The following is an 18,349-nucleotide window of genomic DNA, read 5'->3' on the forward strand; positions in this document are numbered from 1 at the left end:
GACTGAACATGCCGCGGGCCTTTTTTTATTGGATGAGTCATGGCGGTTAGCCACAGGCGTTGGGCGCAATCCTAGTCGCGCATTGAACTAAGTGTCAATTTCGTGAATCGTCTGTATTTAGGCGAAAAAATTCTAAGCAAAGGCCTACAGCGCTTCTGCGAACGTCTGAAAACCTCTCCAATCCGTCAAAAAAACACATCAAGTAACAAATTTTTCAGTGTCACGTTTGGTAATAGATAACGTGCGCAAATGTAAAGCATTACCATTGGCGCGTTTTCTCCTCCCATACAATCTGGATACATTCCACCATGCCTGCCTCTCGACTGACGCCCATCACCCTTGGGCTCTCTGTTCTGCTGTCTGCCGGTTTTGCCTGTGCGGCCACAACCTTGCCCGCAACCTCGATCAGCGCCGAAGCTGACGAAGACGACCCGCGCGTCAAGGAGACCAACACGGCCACACGTACCGCAACACCGGTGCGTTATGTGCCCCAGGCCATCGATTCGGTGAAGACCGAAAGCCTGCGCTCCTACGGCACCAATGACCTGGGCCAGGCCTTGAGTGGCATTCCCAACGTCAGCAGTGGCGCCGACACGCGCTTCGACAGCCTGCGTATTCGCGGTTTCGACGCGAGTAACGACTTCTACCTGGACGGCATTCGCGACGACAGCCAATACGTGCGCGACCTGCATAACATCGAGCGCATCGAAGTGCTCAAAGGTCCGGCAGCAGTGCTTTACGGGCGAGGCGGTCAGGGAGGGATCGTCAACCGCGTGAGCAAACTGCCAACGGCCGGGCGTAAGTCGAGCATCGAGGCGCAAGGCGGCAGCAACGATTTGCGCAGTTTGTATGCCGACTTAAGCACCGACCCCACCGACGACATCAGCCTGCGCCTGAACATGGGCAACCAGGACAACAACAGTTTCCGCGACGGCGTCAGCGGCAATCGCCAGCTCTTTGCACCGTCGATGAGCTGGCAGCTCACGCCTGAACTCAACTGGCTGGTGCAATACGAATACAGCCGCTACAACCGCACACCGGACCGTGGCATCCCCGGAGTCAACGGCCGCCCGGCCGATGTGAGCCGCAGCACCACCTACTTTGACAGCGGCGACTACATCGACGACAAGTCCCAGTCGCTGCGTTCCAAACTCGCCTATGAACTCAACGACAACTGGCAACTGCGCCACACCCTCGGTGTGTTCAAGCTCGACAGTGACTTCGACAACACCTACCAGACCGGCTACAGCGCCGCGACCAACAGCGTCACGCGCCAGCACTGGCAGCAGGACCTGACCACCCGCAATGTGTTCAACAACGTTGAACTGGAAGGCGGTTTCAGTACCTTCGGCCTGGAACACCGCGTGCTCACTGGCCTGGAATTGGGTAGCCAACGCCGCGATCCGAAGCTGTACACCGCCACCGCCGTAACCCGTGGCGGCCAGGATGTGCCGAGCCTGAACCTCAACCAACCCAATCGCCACCTGAGCCACACCGGACGCATGAGTGTGTCGAGTGACAACCACACCGAAGTCGAAAGTCGCGCGTTGTACGTGCAGGACCAACTGCGCCTGAACGATCAGTGGCAACTATTGGGCGGCCTGCGGTACGACCGCTTCGAAGTGGACACCACCAACAAAGTGCTCAATACCCAACAAGATGTCGAAAGCCACAGCACCAGCCCGCGCGTCGGCCTGGTATGGACGCCGCTGGAGGATCACTCGTTTTACGCATCGTGGAGCAAGACCTTCTCCCCGGCGGGCGGTGGCTTGATCGGCATCACGCCAAATGCCGCCGGCAGCGTCAACGAGCTCAGCCCCGAGCTGACCAAACAGAAAGAAATCGGCGTAAAAAGCGACTGGCTCGACGACCGCCTGAGCACCACGCTGGCCGTGTACGAACTGGAACTCTACAACCGCCGCACCAACGACCCACTGGACCGCACCATTACTCTGCTCACGGGTATGCAGCGCTCACGCGGCGTGGAACTGACGGCCACCGGCAAGATCGTTGGCAACTGGTACGTGCGCGGTGGCATCGGCCTGCAGGATGCCAAGGTCGAGAAGGACAACAACGGCTTTGAAGGCAAGCGCGTCAGCGACGTGGCCAAGCGCAACGGCAGCCTGTTCATCACCTGGAAACCGGAGATGGGCTGGTACGCAGAAACCGGTTTAACGCTGGTGGGCGACCGTTATGCCGACAGCCTCAACACCGTGGTGCTGCCGGGTTATGGCCGCTGGGATGCGCTGGCCGGCTTCCGCCAGAAGGAATGGGACGTGCGGGCGGCGCTGAACAACATCGCTGACAAGACCTACTACGCCTCGGCAACCAGTGTGGCGCAGATCCAGCCGGGCGAGCCGCGTAGCCTGGTCGTAACAGGAACCTACAGTTTCTAAAACCATAAGCGGAACTTTCAACAAGGCAACCTCCTGTGGCGAGCGGGCTTGTCCCGCGTTGGGCTGCGAAGCGGCCCTGAAACCAGGCGCAGAGGAGTGCCCGATACACCGCATTCGTCTTCATCAGGGGCGCTTCGCAGCCCAACGCGGGACAAGCCCGCTCGCCACAGAGGTCCCAGTTTGCTGCGCGACAGCGCGGCGTCGAAGACGGGGTGGGACCTCCCTCGCCACAAGTAGGCTTTCAGTTGTTCATCAACTCACACAACACCTGCACTTCATCCTCACTGAACAAGCCCACCGGGTAACGTTCACTCATCACGCTGCGCAAGTCAGGCTGTTGCCTCAGCTGTCGCGAGCCGTTTGCCTTCAACCAGTGCGCCAGCGCATGAATCGCGTCACCGTTGACCCGCATCGGGTGGAACGGGCGGGTGTACATCAGGTTGATATCGGCATTCATTTCAGCGCTCTCTCCTACTGCGTGAGCGGCTAACTTACTCAAGGTTTATGACAGAACTGCGCAGTCATGCCCCTGAGTCACTGTGACAACACCGATACAAGAGCTATGCCAATGTCCCGTATTTATAGGCATTCGAACACAAAAAAGCCCGCAACCTTGGCGGGCTGCGGGCTTGCTGCGGACGCTAAAAAAGATTTGCGCCCGAGTGCCTTCGAGGCGCTGTTACATCTGCACTCAGTTTTTCTGCGGCGCCGGCTGCTGTTGGGTCAGGCAGTGGATATTGCCCCCCCCCAGTAACAGTTCGCGGCCCGGCACCATCACCACTTCGTGCTGCGGGAACAGGTTCTGCAGGATTTCCCTGGCCTGGCTGTCCAGCGGGTCGTCGAAGCTTGGCGCGATGATGCCGCCGTTGACGATCAGGAAGTTGACGTAGGAAGCCGCCAAGCGCACGGTCGGATTACGTTCCTGGGAGCCGTCCACCGGGTCCACGCCTGCGCACTCTTCCTCGGTGGCATACAACGGCCCAGGAATCGGCATTTTATGCACAGTGAACGAGCGGCCCTGGGCATCGGTGCTGCTTTGCAGCACGTCCATGGCGGCGTGGCAGCGTGCATAGTTCGGGTCTTGCGGGTCGTCTGTCCAGGCCAGCAATACTTCGCCAGGGCGCACGTAGCAGCAGAAGTTATCCACATGGCCGTCGGTTTCGTCGTTGAACAGGCCGTCCGGCAACCAGATGATCTTATCCACAGCCAGGTTCGCGCTGAGCACCGCTTCGATGGCCGCGCGGTCGAGGTGCGGGTTGCGATTGCGGTTGAGCAGGCATTCTTCGGTGGTGATCAGGGTGCCTTCGCCGTCGACGTGAATCGAACCGCCCTCCAGCACGAACCCTTCGGTGCGGTAACGCGGCGCGCGCTCGATCTCAAGGATCTTGCCGCCCACCTGCGAGTCACGGTTCCACGGTGCGTACAGGCCACCGTCAAAACCGCCCCAGGCATTAAAATCCCAGTTCACGCCGCGCACTTCGCCGCTGTCATTGATCACGAAGGTCGGGCCAGTATCGCGCACCCAGGCGTCATCGCTGGACATTTCCACCAAGCGAATATTCGGCACATCCAAACGGGCACGCGCATTCTCGTACTGGCCGGCGGAAACCGCGACCGTCACCGGCTCAAATCGCGCGATGGCCTTGGCCACGGCCACGTGAGCCGCCTGCGCCGGCTTGCCGCCCAGTCGCCAATTATCGGGACGCTCGGGCCAGATCATCCAGGTTTGGGTCTGTGGCGCCCATTCGGCGGGCATATGGAAGCCATCGGCGCGAGGTGTGCTGTGCAGGGTGGTCATGGCGATCAGGACTCCGAATGGGGTGAAGGCCGACTTTATAGCGGATAAAAATCGGCTTTAAAAGCGCTTAACGAGCTTAGGCGATAAATATGACAATAGTTAACCGATAACAATCGATTATTCACAGCTGCTCATCCAGCACCTTCGACAGCATGTCGACAAAAAAGTCCACGCTGCGTTTGGAAGTGACCATCGGCGGTTTGATCTTCAGGATGTTCAGATAATCGCCTGTCGGCTGCATGAAAATCCCCAACTCCCGCAGGCGATCACACAACCGTGCGGTCTCTTCGGTGGCGGGCTCCAGGGTTTGCCGGTCGCGCACCAACTCCAGGCCCAGGTAGAAACCGGAACCGTGCACAGCGCCGACCAACGGATGGCGGTCGATCAATTCTTCCAGTCGCGCCTTGAAATGCCCGCCCACCACTTGGGCGTTTTCCCACAGATTTTCTTCTTCCATCACGTCCAGCACCGCCATGCCGATTCGGCAACTGACGGGGCTGCCCCCTGAAGACGAGAAGAAATAGCCCTCGGCCTCCAGCGCCTCGGCAATCTCCCGGCGGGTGATCACCGCGCCCAAGGGCTGGCCGTTGCCCATGCCCTTGGCCATGGTAATGATGTCCGGCACTACCCCCTGCTCTTCAAAGCCCCAGAAGAAATGCCCCATGCGGCCGTAGCCCACCTGCACTTCATCGGCGATGCACACACCTCCCTGGGCGCGCACCAACGCATACACCTGCTGCAAATAGCCCGGCGGCAGGGAGATGCCGCCGGCATTTCCATACACCGGTTCACAAATGAAGCCAGCCAGTTGGCGCTGGTTCGCGGCGATTTTTGCCAGGTTGTGCTCCACACTTCGTACGTAATCCGGCGCACTGTCCTGCCCGCGGAACTCGCCGCGATAGGTATTCGGTGCGGTCACCGGGTGCACCCAATCCGGGCGGCTGCTCAACGCCTGGGGGTTGTCGGCGATCGAGGTGGATACCGCATCCGCCGCAACCGACCAGCCGTGGTAAGCCTCCAGCACACTGAGCATGTCCTTGCCGCCGCTGTAGGCCCAGGCCAGGCGAATGGCCAGGTCATTGGCCTCGGTGCCGCTGTTGACCAGGAATACCCGGTCCATGGCGTCAGGCGCCAGCGCCAGCAGGCGTTCGGAAAACTCGGCAATCGCCGCGTAGTGGAAGCGCGAGTTGGTATTGAGCAACGACCACTGCCGCGCCGCCACCGCCGCCATGCGTGGGTGGCCGTGGCCCAGCACGGCGACGTTGTTGAGCATGTCGAGGTAGGAACGGCCCTGCATGTCTATCAAGTGGTTGCGCCAGCCTCGCTCGATACGCGGCGGGTCGACGTAATAGTGCTTCTGTGAGCGCGCGAAACTGGCGTCGCGCCGGGCCAGCAAGGCTTCGGGGTCGAGTTCCGGCTCTGCATCGCAGGCAAGGCCGAGCAGCGCGGCGGGTGATGGGCACAGCGCTTGCCAGGCCGGTGCTCGGGAGGGGGTGCAGAACAGCGGAGGCTCCAGATCAGCTCGGCACAATTGCACGGTCAAGGGAGCATGGACTTCGCCGAGTATTTGCCCTTTCACCAGTTCCGAGTCCGCCTTCAATGAAGTTTTTACGCCCCATAAACGCACGCTCAAATCTGCGTCATGCAAGCTCAACAGACCATCGACACCTTGGCGCAAAACCCCGGCAAACGGCGCCTCCAACAGCGTGCCATGGGGCAAGTGCAACTCGACATGCAGCGGGAACGTCGCAGGTTCCGAGGCACTGTCAGGGCAGGTGCGCGACAGCCGATACTGCCCATACCGACTGGCGGCCAACCCATGCACTGCCGCCGCCTCATCCAGCAACCGGCGATCAATGCCGGGCAGCTCCCAATTACCTGCCTCGAAATGCGGGCTGAGTACGCCCAGGTCGATCAGCGCGAACTCACGCCCCACCAGTCCCGGCAATAAGGGCGCGAAGTCCTGGCTGGCGACCGGCGGCAGTGCCTCGCCGACACTGCCCAGAATCGCCGCCTCCATCAATTCAAACGGCACCGACGTCGCCACATGGAAGATTTCCCACTCATGCTCGGCATTTTTCAGCAGGTAGCTGTTATCCGGGTCCAGGCGTTGCTGCTGTTCGCTGCTCAGCACCAGCACGGCGGCACGGGCGACGATCAGTGGCCACAGCGCCTGTAATTCCTCGCGCTGCAAGGGGTTGATGGCATGGCACGCGTGGATCGCCGGCAAGATGGCAAAGGGGTCACCTTCGGCGTGGTGCAACAGCGCGGCGCAGGTCACCGAAAGGTCGGCAATACGCCAGGTGTGTACCAGATCGCCGAAATCAATCACCCCCTGAATCTGCCAATGCCGCTGTGCATCGCGCTGCCACACCACGTTGTCATCGGTGATGTCCATGTGCACCGCTTGGCACGGCAGGCGGTCGACCAGGGGGCGAATGCGCGTCGATACCTGCTCGGCCACGTGTTCCAGTGCGGCGCGGTGGGGCAGGTTTTCCAGGGTCGCCAGCAAGTGCGTGATCAGTTCCTGAGCGTGACGAGGGTCCCATTGCAGGGTGCGATCAAGGCCCGGATGCACGAAATCGGCCAGCGCCAGGCTCATCCGCCCGCACAGCTCACCAAAGCCTGCGATCACTTCGCGGCCCAAGTGAGGCAGGTGCGTTAAAGGTTGGCCGTCGATGTAGTCCAGCAGCCGCAGGTGCAGGGTTTGCCCATCCACCGCTACGGTTAGCAGCTCTTCGCCGGTGAGCGCCTTGATGACCCTGGGCACACGCACCTGCGCACGGGTCTGCAGTCTATTGAGCGCGGCGTGCTGCGCCTGCAACTCAACGGCGGCGTAGTCGCCCCGGCAGATTTTCAGAACAAAGCGGCCACGGTCACTGTCGATCCTGTAGTTGAGGTCTTGCTGGCTGCCCAGTGACTGCAACCTGCCAGTGAGGCCGTAGTGCTGCTCAAGGAGCTGTGCTGCCTGTTCAGGGCCCACTTGCGGGCACGGCAGGCTGGCGCGATGGATCAACGTGGCGAGCAACATGGGACGACCTCTGTTTTTATCAGGTGCTTATATCGCCATTGTTGAGGGGGGTTAGGCAACCCCCAACGCATACCGCGCTTGCGCCACCCTGCTCCACAACTCAAGCTATGCTTCATTCGCTTGATGTCCGTCTAAGTTAAAGGCCCTCCGACATGCGCATTCTCATCACCGGCGGCGCTGGTTTTATCGGCTCCGCCCTGATCCGTCACTTGATTGAAAACACCGAGCACGAAGTGCTCAACCTGGACAAACTCACCTACGCCGGCAACCTGGAGTCGCTGACCAGCATCGCGTCCAACAGCCGCTATGAGTTCGTCCAGGCCGATATCATCGACCAGGCCACCGTCAGCGCCGTGCTGGCACGCTTCGAGCCCCAGGCGATCATGCACCTGGCGGCAGAGTCCCATGTCGACCGTTCCATTGACGGCCCTTCGGACTTCATCCAGACCAACATCGTCGGCACCTACAGCTTGCTGGAAGCCACTCGCGCTTACTGGCAAACGCTGGCAGAGCCGGCCAAAAGCGCATTCCGCTTCCACCACATCTCCACCGACGAGGTGTACGGCGACCTGCACGGCGTGGACGACCTGTTCACCGAAACCACGCCGTATGCGCCCAGCTCGCCGTATTCGGCCAGCAAGGCTGCGTCCGACCACCTGGTTCGCGCCTGGCAGCGGACCTACGGTCTGCCGGTGCTGCTGACCAACTGCTCGAACAACTACGGGCCCTTCCACTTCCCCGAGAAGCTGATCCCGCTGGTGATCCTCAACGCCCTCGCGGGCAAGCCGTTGCCGGTGTATGGCGATGGTTTGCAGGTACGCGACTGGCTGTTCGTCGAGGACCACGCGCGCGCGTTGCTCAAGGTAGTCACCGAAGGCGTGGTCGGCGAGACCTACAACATCGGTGGTCATAACGAGCAGAAAAATATCGACGTAGTGCGCGGCATCTGCGCCCTGCTCGAAGAGCTGGCGCCACAGCGTCCGGCCGGTGTCGAGCAATTCACCGACTTGATCACCTTCGTCAAGGATCGCCCCGGCCACGATCAGCGCTATGCGATCGATGCCAGCAAGATCGAACGAGAACTGGGCTGGGTCCCGGAAGAAACCTTTGAAACCGGGCTGCGCAAAACCGTGCAGTGGTACCTCGATAATCTGCAATGGTGCCGCAGGGTCCAGGACGGCAGTTATCAGGGTGAACGTTTGGGCAACACTGAGTTGAAGGATCTGATTGCATGATGAAGGGAATCGTATTGGCCGGCGGTTCCGGCACCCGTTTGCACCCCATTACCCTGGGCGTGTCCAAACAGCTGTTGCCGGTGTATGACAAGCCGATGATCTACTACCCGATCTCGGTGCTGATGCTGGCGGGTATCAAGGACATCCTGGTGATTTCCACACCCACGGACCTGCCGCAGTACCGCAATCTGCTGGGCGATGGCAGCCAGTTTGGCGTGCGCTTCAGCTATGCGGAGCAGCCCTCGCCGGATGGTCTGGCGCAGGCATTTATCATTGGTGAGGAATTCATCGGGAATGACCCGGTGTGCCTGATCCTGGGTGACAACATCTTCCACGGCCAACACTTCGGTGACCAATTGCGCACAGCTGCCGAACGCCCGTCAGGCGCTACGGTATTTGGCTATTGGGTCAAAGACCCAGAGCGTTTTGGCGTGATCGATTTCGACAAGGAGGGCCGCGCCCTTTCAATCGAAGAAAAACCGGCCAAACCCAAGTCCTCTTACGCCGTGACCGGTCTGTATTTCTACGACAGCGACGTGATCAAGATCGCCAAGGCGGTCAAGCCGTCGCCCCGTGGCGAGCTGGAGATTACCGATGTCAACAACGCTTACCTTAAGCGTGGCGACTTGCATGTTGAACGTTTCGGCCGTGGTTTTGCCTGGCTCGACACAGGTACCCATGACAGTCTGCTTGAGGCCTCGACCTACGTGCAGACTATTGAGCACCGCCAAGGTCTGAAGGTGGCTTGCCTGGAAGAGATTGCCTATGAAAATAACTGGATCGACCGCGACCACTTGCTGGAACGCGCCAAGTACTTCGGCAAGACCGGCTATGGCCAATACCTGTACTCGCTGGCCGGAGAGAGCAAGTGAAAGTAGTTGAAACCTCATTGCCCGGCGTGCTGATCCTTGAACCGAAAGTGTTCGGTGATGAGCGCGGTTTTTTCTACGAAAGCTTCAACGCCCGCGCCTTTGAAGAGGCCACCGGGCTCAAGCGTAATTTCGTGCAGGACAATCACTCGCGCTCGCAGAAAGGTGTGCTGCGGGGCCTGCACTATCAGCTTGAACACACGCAGGGCAAACTGGTGCGCGTCATCGCCGGTGAAGTGCTGGATGTAGCCGTCGATATCCGCCGCAGCTCGCCGAACTTCGGCCAGTGGGTAGGCGTGCGCCTGTCGGCGCAGAACAATCACCAACTGTGGGTGCCGGAAGGGTTTGCCCACGGGTTCGTGGTGCTGAGCGAATACGCCGAGTTCTTGTATAAGACCACTGACTACTACCAGCCGAGCGCCGAGCGCAGCATTTTGTGGAATGACCCGACGCTGGCCATCGACTGGGAACTGACTGAGACGCCGCAACTGTCCGCCAAGGACCAGGCGGGCAAACTGCTGATGGAAGCCGACCTGTTCCCATGACTACCCCTCTAAAGATCCTCATCACCGGCGAACACGGCCAAGTCTCCCGGGAGCTGCAACAGCGGCTCCAGAACCTGGGCGAACTCATCGTACTGGGCCGCAACCAACTGGACCTGGCCAACGTCGACCAGATCCGCCAGCAAGTGCGCGCCCATCGCCCGGACCTGATCATCAACGCCGCAGCCCACACCGCCGTCGATCAAGCCGAAAGCGAGCCGGATGCAGCCTTCACCATCAACGCCATCGCCCCCGGCGTCCTCGCCGAGCAAGCCAAGGCCCTGGGCATCCCGCTGATCCACTATTCCACCGACTACGTGTTCGACGGCAGCAAAACTGCGCCCTACACCGAAGCCGACACGCCAAACCCGCTGGGCATCTACGGCCAAAGCAAGCTGGCCGGCGAACAGGCGATCGTGGCCGTGGGCGGCGAGTACCTGATCCTGCGCACCAGTTGGGTTTACTCCAATCACGGCAAGAATTTCCTGCTGACCCTGCAACGCCTGCTGCAGGAAAAACCGCACATGCGCATCGTCGCCGACCAGATCGGCGCACCGACCTGGGCGGGCACCATCGCCAACAGCACCCGCGCGTTGATCGAGCGCTGGCAGGCAGGCCAGGCGGGCGACTGGGGCGTCTATCACCTGACCGGTCAGGGTGAGACGTCTTGGTTCGGCTTTGCCCAGGCGATTGGCGAGCACCTGCGCGCCGAAGGTAAAGCCTGCGCCGAGCTGGAGGCGATTCCTTCCAGCGCCTACCCGACGCCAGCCAAGCGCCCGCTGAACTCACGCCTCGATTGCAGCCACCTGCAGCAACAGTGGCAGGTCAGCCAGCCGCAGTGGCACGACGCATTGCGCGAGTGTCTTGCAGAGCAGCACTAGGCATAATGCGCCTGTACCCACAGGCGCACGACTCCCATGACTCCACCCCTCCCACGAAGACCCCGCTGGCGCAGCCTCGCCCTGCTCGCGCTGTGCCTGGCACCGTTGCTGTGGCCGCTGGAGCACTTGGCCGAGCGCTATTACCGCAGCGAACTGGCCGGGCAGAATCGTCAGACCCTCGACCTGTACGTCGCCAACCTGCTGGGTACGCTGCATCGCTATGAGGTGCTGCCGCAAATCCTCGGCGACTTGCCGGCCCTGCGCACCGCGCTGGACGCCCCTGAGGTCAGCACCAACCTGGTCAGCGCCAACTTGCTGCTCAAGGATGTCGCCGCCCAGGCCGGTGTGGAAGTGATGTACCTGATGGACACCACCGGCAAAACACTGGCCGCGTCCAACTGGGACAAGCCGGACAGCTTCGTCGGGCGTAATTTCTCGTTCCGACCCTATTTCAGCGAAGCCATGGCCGGGCGTCTGGGGCGGTTTTTCGGCTTGGGCACCACCTCGGCCAAGCGCGGCTACTTCTTCGCCGCCGCCGTGCGCGATGGCGACACTATCATCGGCGTGCTGGTGGTGAAGGTCGACCTGGACCACACCGAAAGCCTGTGGGGCAACACCCCGGAACAACTGCTGGTCACCGACCACAACGGCGTGGTGATTCTCACGTCGCGCCCGCAATGGCGCTTTCGGGCGACCCGGCCGCTGACTGCCGAAGAGCGCCAGGCGATCATCGCCATCCAGCCTTACCCGACCCGTGACCCGCAACCGCTGGCCTTGAGCACCACGGCGTGGCTGCGCCAATCCACGGCCATCGCCGAGACCGGCTGGAACGTGGAAATCCTCGCGCCGCGCTCGCTGATCAACCGCCCGGTGCGTACGGTAGTCGCGGTAGGTGGCGCCACGCTGCTGGTGCTGATGTTGCTGCTGGGCTTGATGATGCAACGCCGTCGGCATTACCTGGAACGCATTGCCTTCGAAGCCAAGGCCCGCCGCGAGCTGGAGATGCGCGTGGTAGAGCGGACCAGCGACCTGGAAGGCCTCAACCGGCGCCTGAAACAGGAAGTATTGGAGCGCGAACATGCCCAGCAGGAGCTGGTGCGCGCCCAGGACGACCTGGTGCAAGCGGGCAAACTCTCGGCGCTGGGCACCATGTCGGCGAGTATCAGCCACGAACTCAATCAGCCCCTGGCGGCGATTCGCAGCTATGCGGAAAACGCCGAAATCCTCCTCGACCATGAACGCACCAGCGATGCCCGGGGCAATCTCAAGCTGATCAGCGAGTTGACCGGGCGCATGGCCTCGATCATCGCCCACCTGCGTGCCTTCGCCCGCCGCGACCGGCACGCGCCGGAAAGCGTGGCCCTGCAACCGGCGCTGGACGATGCCCTGGCCTTGCTGGCCAAGCGCCGACGCTCGATGGAAGTCGAGTTGATCCGCGATCTTCCGGAAGCGACCCTGTGGGTACAGGCTGGCGAAACCCGTCTGCGCCAGGTGCTCGGCAACCTTTTGGCCAACGCCCTCGATGCCCTCACCGAAAAAGGCCCGCCGCGCAAACTCTGGCTGAGTGCCCAAACCACCGAGACGGGCGTCAACCTGTACATTCGCGACAACGGCCCGGGATTTTGCATGGAAGCCCTGGGCCGCGCCAGCGAGCCGTTCTACACCACCAAGACCCGCACCCAGGGCCTGGGGCTAGGCCTGGCGATCTGTGACACCCTGATGCGTGCCTTTGGCGGCGAACTGCTGTTCGCCAACCACAAGGAAGGCGGCGCGTTGTTAACCTTGAAATTGCGTGCCGGCTCGCCGGGCGTCAGTCTGCAACCGTCCGAGGACCGCAGTGTATGAGTATCGATAACCAGATTCAGGTGGTGTTGATCGACGACGATCCACACCTGCGTCAGGCCCTGTGCCAGACCCTGGACCTGGCCGGGCTGAAAGTCCTGACCCTGGGCGAAGCCACCGGCCTCACTGCGCGCCTGTCTCGTGATTGGCCGGGCGTGGTGGTCAGCGATATCCGCATGCCCGGCATGGACGGCCTGGAGTTGCTCGCCGAACTGCACGGCCAGGACCCGGAGCTACCGGTGCTGCTGATCACCGGCCACGGCGACGTGCCGCTGGCGGTGCAGGCCATGCGTGCCGGCGCCTATGACTTCCTCGAAAAACCCTTCGCCAGCGACGCACTACTCGACAGCGTGCGCCGCGCCCTGGCCTTGCGCCGGCTGGTGTTGGACAACCGCAGCCTGCGCCTGGCCTTGAGTGATCGCCAACAACTGAGCACGCGCCTGGTGGGCCACTCGCCGCAAATGCTGCGCCTGCGCGAGCAGATCGGCGCGCTGGCGGCTACTCGGGCCGACGTGCTGATCCTGGGTGAAACCGGCGCCGGCAAGGAAGTCGTCGCCCGTGCGCTGCACGACCTGTCGAGCCGGCGCAGCGGTCCGTTTGTAGCAATCAACGCCGGTGCCCTGGCCGAGTCGGTGGTGGAAAGCGAGCTGTTCGGCCATGAGCCGGGCGCCTTTACCGGGGCGCAGAAGCGGCGCATCGGCAAGTTCGAGTTCGCCAACGGCGGCACGCTGTTCCTCGATGAAATTGAGAGCATGAGCCTGGATGTGCAGGTCAAGCTGCTGCGCCTGTTGCAGGAGCGCGTGGTCGAGCGCCTCGGCGGCAATCAGCTGATCCCGCTGGACATCCGCATCATCGCCGCCACCAAGGAAGACCTGCGTCAGTCCGCCGACCAGGGCCGCTTCCGCGCCGACTTGTATTACCGCCTCAACGTCGCACCGCTGCGCATTCCGCCGCTGCGCGAGCGCGGTGAAGATGCGCTGATGCTGTTCCAGCACTTCGCCGACGAAGCCAGCAGCCGCCACGGCCTGCCGCTGCACGAACTACAACCGGGCCAGCGCGCCCTGCTGTTGCGCCACAGCTGGCCGGGCAATGTACGGGAACTGCAAAACGCTGCGGAGCGCTTTGCCCTGGGCCTGGAACTGGCGCTGGATAACACTCAGGACAATCCCGCAGCCGGCGTGCTGACCTCCACACCGGGCGGCTTGAGTGAACAAGTCGAGCAGTTCGAAAAAAGCCTGATCGCCGCCGAACTCACCCGCCCCCACAGCTCCGTGCGCAGCCTCGCCGAAGCCCTGGGCATCCCGCGCAAGACCTTGCACGACAAACTGCGCAAGCACGGCCTCAACTTCGCCGACAGCGGCAATCACAGCGCTGACGACGAATGACCCTGTCTACCCACCAAGAGGCCGCCATGAGCCGCGACAGCCGTTACCTGGAATCCATCCTTCACCACGACATCCCCCTCACACGGGAAATGGGCCTCAAGGTGCTCGACTGGCAATACGGCCAGTTGCAGCTACACCTGCCGTTGCTAGCCAATATCAACCACAAGAGCACCATGTTCGGCGGCAGCCTTTACTGCGGCGCCGTGCTGGCGGGCTGGGGTTGGCTGCACCTGCAATTGCGCGAAGAAGGCATCGAAGACGGGCATATCGTGATTCAGGAAGGGCAGATCAGTTATCCGCTGCCAGTGACGCGAGACGCGACGGCGATTTGCCCGGCGCCGGAGGAGAAGGTGTGGAAGCGCTTTTTGGCGACCTACAAGCGGTATGGGCGGGCGCGGTTGACGCTGGAGACGTGGATTGTGAATGAGGGCAGTGAGGAGCGAGCGGTGGCGTTCAGCGGCCAGTACGTCCTGCACCGCTGAAAACCATCACACAAAACCAATGTGGGAGGGGGCTTGCTCCCGATAGCGGAGTGTCAGTCGGTACATCTTTGACTCACCACCGCCATCGGGAGCAAGCCCCCTCCCACATTTAGATCGGCTGAGGCCTTAAGAGCGGGCCAGGGTCAGCAAGCGCTCACGCCACGCCGCCTTCGCCGGCAACGCCAGGAAAAACGGGTTCAACAACGACGCCCGCGCCGGATAGCTGAACGGCTCGCCACTCAACTCCAGCACCTCGCCGCCCGCCCCTTCCAATACGCCCTGCGCCGCCGCCGTATCCCACTGCGAGGTCGGCGCCAGGCGCGGATAACAATCGGCGCTGCCCTCGGCCAACAGGCAGAACTTTAACGAACTGCCGATATTCGCCAGCTTCAACTCACCCAAGCCCGCGCTCAAACCGTCCAGCAGGCGCTCCTGCTCGGGGCTGGTATGCCGACGGCTGGCGACCACGGTAAAAGCTTCGCCGGCCGCCGGTGTCTCGCGCACCTGGATCTGCTTGGGCGCTTCATTCACATCAGAACGCCACGCCCCCAGGCCCGCGCCACCAAAGTAGCAGCGGCCACTGGTCGGCATGGAGACCACGCCAAACACCACGCGGCCGTTTTCGATCAACGCCACGTTGACGGTGAACTCTTCACTGCCTGCGATAAATTCCTTGGTGCCATCCAAGGGGTCCACCAGCCACCAGCGCTGCCAACTGGCGCGCACGCTCTGGTCAATATCGGCGTCTTCTTCGGACAGCACCGGGATGCTTGGGTCGAGCGCGGTAAGGCCGGCGAGAATCAGGTGGTGAGCGGCGAGGTCTGCCGCCGTCACCGGCGAATCATCGGCCTTGGACGTCACCGCCACATCGGCGCGCCAGTAAGGCAGGATGACTTCACCCGCCTGGCGAGCCAGCTCAATCACAGGGGCGATAAACGGGTGGCCTAAAAACAGTTCGCTCATGCGCTGAACGCTCCACGCTGGGTCAGCAGATCTCGTACCAGGTACAGCGCGGCCAGGGCGCGGCCTTCGCTGAATTGCTCGTTTTGCGCCAGTTGCGACAGCTCCCGCAGGTTGACCCTTTCCACGCGCATCGGCTCGGGCTCGTCGCCTTCAAGGCGTTCTTCGTAGAGATCGGTGGCCAGCACCACCTGGATTTTCTGGCTCATATAGCCGGGCGACAACGACAGTTCGGTAATGTGTTCCAACTGGCGCGCACCGTAGCCCGCTTCTTCCTTGAGCTCGCGGTCGGCGGCCGCCAGTATGTCTTCGCCGGGCTCGATCAACCCCTTGGGCAACGACAACTCATACTCATCGGTGCCGCCGCAGTACTCTTCCACCAGCAACGCGTGATCATCATCGATCATCGCCACGATCATCACCGCGCCGTAGCCGGCACCGCGGCCCACCAAGCGCTCGTAGGTCCGTTCAACGCCATTGGAAAAGCGCAATTGCACTTCCTCCACGCGGAACAAACGGCTACTGGCGACTATTTCGCGGGCGAGGACGGTGGGTTTCTGGCGCATGAGCGGCTCCTTGGCGTGATCGGGTTACTATACCGTGGCTTTTCCGATTGTCTGTGTCGGATATCTTTACTTACATGAGACCGCCCCATGCCCTCTTTGCCCTGGCACGCCATCGACACCGTCCTGCTGGACATGGACGGCACCCTGCTCGACCTGCACTACGACAACCACTTCTGGATGGAACACCTGCCCCAGCGTTACGCCGAGCTGCACGGGGTGAGCCGGGCGATGGCCGAGATGGAGTTGCAGCCACTGTTCGAGCGTAACGCCGGCCAGTTGCAATGGTATTGCCTGGACTTCTGGAGCGCCGAGCTGAACATCCCGGTGCGCGAACTCAAGCTGGAAACGGCCCACCTGATCGCCCTGCGCCCGGATGCCGACACCTTTCTGGCGGCGATCAAACAAGCCGGCAAGCGGGTGATCCTGATCACCAACGCCCATCGTGATTCGCTGTCATTGAAGTTGGAACGCATTGAACTGGCGCCGTATTTCGAGCGTTTGATCAGTTCCCATGACTACGGTTTCGCCAAGGAAAACCCGCAGTTCTGGGATGCCTTGCACGCTGACATCCATTTCGACCCGGCCCGCAGCCTGTTTATCGACGACACGTTGCCGATCCTGCGCAGCGCCCGGGATTTTGGCGTGGGGCACCTGCTGGCGGTGAAAGAACCGGACAGCCGGAAGGGGCCAAAGGACACGGTGGAGTTTGCTGCAGTGGGGGATTATCGGGATCTGATTGCCGGACTCTAATCAAATGTGGGAGGGGGCTTGCTCCCGATAGCAGTGTGTCAATCAAAGCTTCCTTGACTGACACTCCGTCATCGGGGGCAAGCCCCCTCCCACCTTTTCGCCCGTGTATTACTCAGGAATACGCAACGTCTGCCCTGGGTAAATCTTGTCTGGATGAGACAACAGCGGCTTGTTGGCCTCGAAGATCTTGTTGTACTTGTTGGCATCTTTGTAGAAGTGAAGGGAGATTTTGCTCAGCGTGTCGCCACTGAGCACCGTGTAAAAGACGGCGGCCGCCACGACTGGGCCCGGGCCGGATACGGTGATCTGGTCATCCACACTCGCCACACCGGCAATATTGCCCAGCGCCAGCAGAATCTTCTCTTTCTCTTCCTGGGTCGCGACTTCACCGGTTACGGTCACTTTGTCGCCATCCACCGTGGTCTGCACGTTCGGATTACCCAGACCCACCTTTGCCACGTGCTCCTTCAACTGCTCACTGGCGTTCGCATTACCCGGCGTCAACAGATCAATCAACTTCTCGCCTGCTTCCTTAACAAAGCTAAAAATACTCATGGTGCGCTCTCCTTGGTAGTTGGTTTCCAGATGCCCAAGACTAGACCAGTCCTACAGACTTGGGTTCCAGCCCGACCAAAGACCCAAACGCGCTAGAATCCCCCCGCCGTTGGAATAAGCCCTGGAGCGAAGATGGACATCAAACAGCTGAAATTCCTCATCGCCCTCGACGAGACCCGTCACTTCGGCCAGGCGGCCGCGCGTTGTCACATCACCCAGCCGACCCTGTCGATGCGCCTGCGCAGCCTCGAAGAAGAACTCGACCTGCCGCTGGTCAACCGCGGCCAGCGCTTCGAAGGCTTTACCGCTCCTGGCGAACGCGTGCTGGCCTGGGCGCGTACGGTGTTGGCGGCGTATGACGGCTTGCAGGCCGAAGCGGCGGCGTGTCGCGGCAACCTTGTGGGCACATTGCGACTGGGCGTCGTGCCACTGTCGAGCTTTGATCCCTTGGCATTGATGCAGCAACTGCACAAAGAGCACCCGAGCCTGCGCTTTGAGCTGTCGGCACTCAGCTCTGAACAGATCCTCGAACAGCTGGCGAGCAATCGCCTGGACCTTGGTGTGTCGTACCTCGACCGCCTCGACAACGAACGCTTCGACTCCCTGGCCCTCGGCGAAACCCGCATGGGCCTGCTCTACGACCAACGCTATTTCAGCTTCGGCGATAAGCCATTGAGCTGGGAAGCGCTGATCGAACTGCCCTTGGGCATGCTCACCAGCGGCATGCACTTTCGCCAGTCCATCGACCACAACTTCCACAGCCGGGGCCTGCACCCGCAACCGCTGCTGCAAACCGATGCCGTCCACCAGTTGTTACAAGCTGTGCACGGCGGGCTGTGCTGCGCGGTAATGCCACTGGACGGCGGCTTGGACGCGCTCACTGAGCATTTGCGCCTGCAACCCATTGAGGACGCCCACACCCTGGCGCGCCTTGGGCTGATCATGCGGCGCAGCGCGCCTCGCTCGGCGTTGGCGGAAGCGTGTTTCGCGCTGTTTCAGAAATCGCAAACAGAGTCTTGATCGATGTCATCTATCGGTAGATCAGTACTGGCAATTA

The 18,349-nt window shown here is 61.5% G+C and carries 16 protein-coding genes; 10 read left to right on the plus strand and 6 right to left on the minus strand.

The window, feature by feature from the left end; translation table 11 throughout:
- Nucleotides 1-308 precede the first annotated feature (308 nt).
- On the plus strand, nt 309-2,396 hold the full coding sequence (locus ACR52_RS14515; RefSeq protein WP_048725259.1) for a TonB-dependent receptor: 2,088 nt from the start codon (nt 309-311) through the stop codon (nt 2,394-2,396).
- A gap of 241 nt (nt 2,397-2,637) precedes the next feature.
- Here ACR52_RS14515 and ACR52_RS14520 read toward each other — a convergent pair whose 3' ends face one another.
- The 3 genes from ACR52_RS14520 to ACR52_RS14530 form a co-directional block, all read right to left on the minus strand.
- Entirely contained in the window at nt 2,638-2,853 is a 216-nt protein-coding gene (locus ACR52_RS14520) for a hypothetical protein (RefSeq protein WP_048725262.1), read from the minus strand.
- A 234-nt stretch (nt 2,854-3,087) separates the two neighbouring features.
- Nucleotides 3,088-4,194, minus strand: a complete 1,107-nt coding sequence (gene aguA, locus ACR52_RS14525) for an agmatine deiminase (protein WP_048725265.1) — start codon at nt 4,192-4,194, stop codon at nt 3,088-3,090.
- 121 nt (nt 4,195-4,315) lie between these two features.
- On the minus strand, nt 4,316-7,225 hold the full coding sequence (locus ACR52_RS14530) for an aminotransferase (RefSeq protein ID WP_048725267.1): 2,910 nt from the start codon (nt 7,223-7,225) through the stop codon (nt 4,316-4,318).
- Nucleotides 7,226-7,377: 152 nt separating this feature from the next.
- Between ACR52_RS14530 and rfbB the strand changes: the two genes are divergently transcribed.
- The 7 genes from rfbB to ACR52_RS14565 are packed head-to-tail and all read left to right on the plus strand — an operon-like array spanning nt 7,378 to nt 14,461.
- Nucleotides 7,378-8,460, plus strand: coding sequence for a dTDP-glucose 4,6-dehydratase (gene rfbB / locus ACR52_RS14535; protein ID WP_048725269.1), 1,083 nt, complete (start codon nt 7,378-7,380; stop codon nt 8,458-8,460).
- A complete protein-coding gene (gene rfbA, locus ACR52_RS14540) occupies nt 8,457-9,332 on the plus strand; it encodes a glucose-1-phosphate thymidylyltransferase RfbA (protein ID WP_048725271.1) in 876 nt (291 codons plus the stop codon). Before rfbB ends, rfbA begins: the two co-directional genes overlap by 4 nt.
- Nucleotides 9,329-9,874, plus strand: coding sequence for a dTDP-4-dehydrorhamnose 3,5-epimerase (gene rfbC / locus ACR52_RS14545; protein ID WP_048725273.1), 546 nt, complete (start codon nt 9,329-9,331; stop codon nt 9,872-9,874). The genes rfbA and rfbC overlap by 4 nt, the downstream gene beginning before the upstream one ends.
- Nucleotides 9,871-10,752 (plus strand): dTDP-4-dehydrorhamnose reductase, encoded by an 882-nt coding sequence (gene rfbD / locus ACR52_RS14550; protein WP_048725276.1) that lies wholly within the window; start codon nt 9,871-9,873, stop codon nt 10,750-10,752. The genes rfbC and rfbD overlap by 4 nt, the downstream gene beginning before the upstream one ends.
- Nucleotides 10,753-10,788: 36 nt before the next feature.
- Nucleotides 10,789-12,597 (plus strand): sensor histidine kinase, encoded by a 1,809-nt coding sequence (locus ACR52_RS14555; protein ID WP_048725279.1) that lies wholly within the window; start codon nt 10,789-10,791, stop codon nt 12,595-12,597.
- The gene (locus tag ACR52_RS14560; protein ID WP_048725282.1) at nt 12,594-13,979 is read left to right on the plus strand and encodes a sigma-54-dependent transcriptional regulator; all 1,386 of its coding nucleotides are present in this window, start codon (nt 12,594-12,596) and stop codon (nt 13,977-13,979) included. The genes ACR52_RS14555 and ACR52_RS14560 overlap by 4 nt, the downstream gene beginning before the upstream one ends.
- A 26-nt stretch (nt 13,980-14,005) precedes the next feature.
- Nucleotides 14,006-14,461 (plus strand): YiiD C-terminal domain-containing protein, encoded by a 456-nt coding sequence (locus tag ACR52_RS14565; protein WP_048725284.1) that lies wholly within the window; start codon nt 14,006-14,008, stop codon nt 14,459-14,461.
- A gap of 126 nt (nt 14,462-14,587) precedes the next feature.
- Here the strand turns inward: ACR52_RS14565 and cysQ are convergent, their stop codons facing one another.
- Together cysQ and nudE are read right to left on the minus strand one after the other, a co-directional pair.
- Entirely contained in the window at nt 14,588-15,424 is an 837-nt protein-coding gene (gene cysQ, locus ACR52_RS14570) for a 3'(2'),5'-bisphosphate nucleotidase CysQ (RefSeq protein ID WP_048725286.1), read from the minus strand.
- Nucleotides 15,421-15,987: an ADP compounds hydrolase NudE gene (gene nudE, locus ACR52_RS14575; RefSeq protein WP_048725287.1), complete on the minus strand. Its 567-nt coding sequence runs from the start codon at nt 15,985-15,987 to the stop codon at nt 15,421-15,423. Before nudE ends, cysQ begins: the two co-directional genes overlap by 4 nt.
- A gap of 87 nt (nt 15,988-16,074) precedes the next feature.
- Here nudE and yrfG point away from each other — a divergent pair, with 87 nt between their 5' ends.
- Nucleotides 16,075-16,737 carry a GMP/IMP nucleotidase gene (gene yrfG / locus ACR52_RS14580; RefSeq protein WP_048725289.1) on the plus strand — a complete coding sequence of 221 codons (663 nt, stop codon included), beginning with the start codon at nt 16,075-16,077 and terminating at the stop codon, nt 16,735-16,737.
- Between the two features lie 108 nt (nt 16,738-16,845).
- On the opposite strand, the gene lysM is transcribed toward yrfG, so the two are convergent.
- Complete coding sequence (gene lysM, locus ACR52_RS14585; protein WP_048725291.1) at nt 16,846-17,292, minus strand: peptidoglycan-binding protein LysM; 447 nt, start codon at nt 17,290-17,292, stop codon at nt 16,846-16,848.
- A gap of 132 nt (nt 17,293-17,424) precedes the next feature.
- Between lysM and ACR52_RS14590 the strand changes: the two genes are divergently transcribed.
- Nucleotides 17,425-18,312, plus strand: a complete 888-nt coding sequence (locus tag ACR52_RS14590) for a LysR family transcriptional regulator (RefSeq protein ID WP_048725293.1) — start codon at nt 17,425-17,427, stop codon at nt 18,310-18,312.
- Nucleotides 18,313-18,349: the final 37 nt, after the last annotated feature.

The sequence above is a fragment of the Pseudomonas fildesensis genome (assembly GCF_001050345.1).
GTDB classification, from domain to species: domain Bacteria; phylum Pseudomonadota; class Gammaproteobacteria; order Pseudomonadales; family Pseudomonadaceae; genus Aquipseudomonas; species Aquipseudomonas fildesensis.

Excerpts from the sequence above, each read along its gene's own strand:
- ACR52_RS14515 (WP_048725259.1), top strand. The coding sequence starts at position 309 with ATGCCTGCCTCTCGACTGACGCCCATCACCCTTGGGCTCTCTGTTCTG.
- ACR52_RS14520 (WP_048725262.1), bottom strand. The coding sequence starts at position 2,853 with ATGAATGCCGATATCAACCTGATGTACACCCGCCCGTTCCACCCGATG.
- aguA (WP_048725265.1), bottom strand. The coding sequence starts at position 4,194 with ATGACCACCCTGCACAGCACACCTCGCGCCGATGGCTTCCATATGCCC.
- ACR52_RS14530 (WP_048725267.1), bottom strand. The coding sequence starts at position 7,225 with ATGTTGCTCGCCACGTTGATCCATCGCGCCAGCCTGCCGTGCCCGCAA.
- rfbB (WP_048725269.1), top strand. The coding sequence starts at position 7,378 with ATGCGCATTCTCATCACCGGCGGCGCTGGTTTTATCGGCTCCGCCCTG.
- rfbA (WP_048725271.1), top strand. The coding sequence starts at position 8,457 with ATGATGAAGGGAATCGTATTGGCCGGCGGTTCCGGCACCCGTTTGCAC.
- rfbD (WP_048725276.1), top strand. The coding sequence starts at position 9,871 with ATGACTACCCCTCTAAAGATCCTCATCACCGGCGAACACGGCCAAGTC.
- ACR52_RS14555 (WP_048725279.1), top strand. The coding sequence starts at position 10,789 with ATGACTCCACCCCTCCCACGAAGACCCCGCTGGCGCAGCCTCGCCCTG.
- ACR52_RS14560 (WP_048725282.1), top strand. The coding sequence starts at position 12,594 with ATGAGTATCGATAACCAGATTCAGGTGGTGTTGATCGACGACGATCCA.
- ACR52_RS14565 (WP_048725284.1), top strand. The coding sequence starts at position 14,006 with ATGAGCCGCGACAGCCGTTACCTGGAATCCATCCTTCACCACGACATC.
- cysQ (WP_048725286.1), bottom strand. The coding sequence starts at position 15,424 with ATGAGCGAACTGTTTTTAGGCCACCCGTTTATCGCCCCTGTGATTGAG.
- nudE (WP_048725287.1), bottom strand. The coding sequence starts at position 15,987 with ATGCGCCAGAAACCCACCGTCCTCGCCCGCGAAATAGTCGCCAGTAGC.
- yrfG (WP_048725289.1), top strand. The coding sequence starts at position 16,075 with ATGCCCTCTTTGCCCTGGCACGCCATCGACACCGTCCTGCTGGACATG.
- lysM (WP_048725291.1), bottom strand. The coding sequence starts at position 17,292 with ATGAGTATTTTTAGCTTTGTTAAGGAAGCAGGCGAGAAGTTGATTGAT.
- ACR52_RS14590 (WP_048725293.1), top strand. The coding sequence starts at position 17,425 with ATGGACATCAAACAGCTGAAATTCCTCATCGCCCTCGACGAGACCCGT.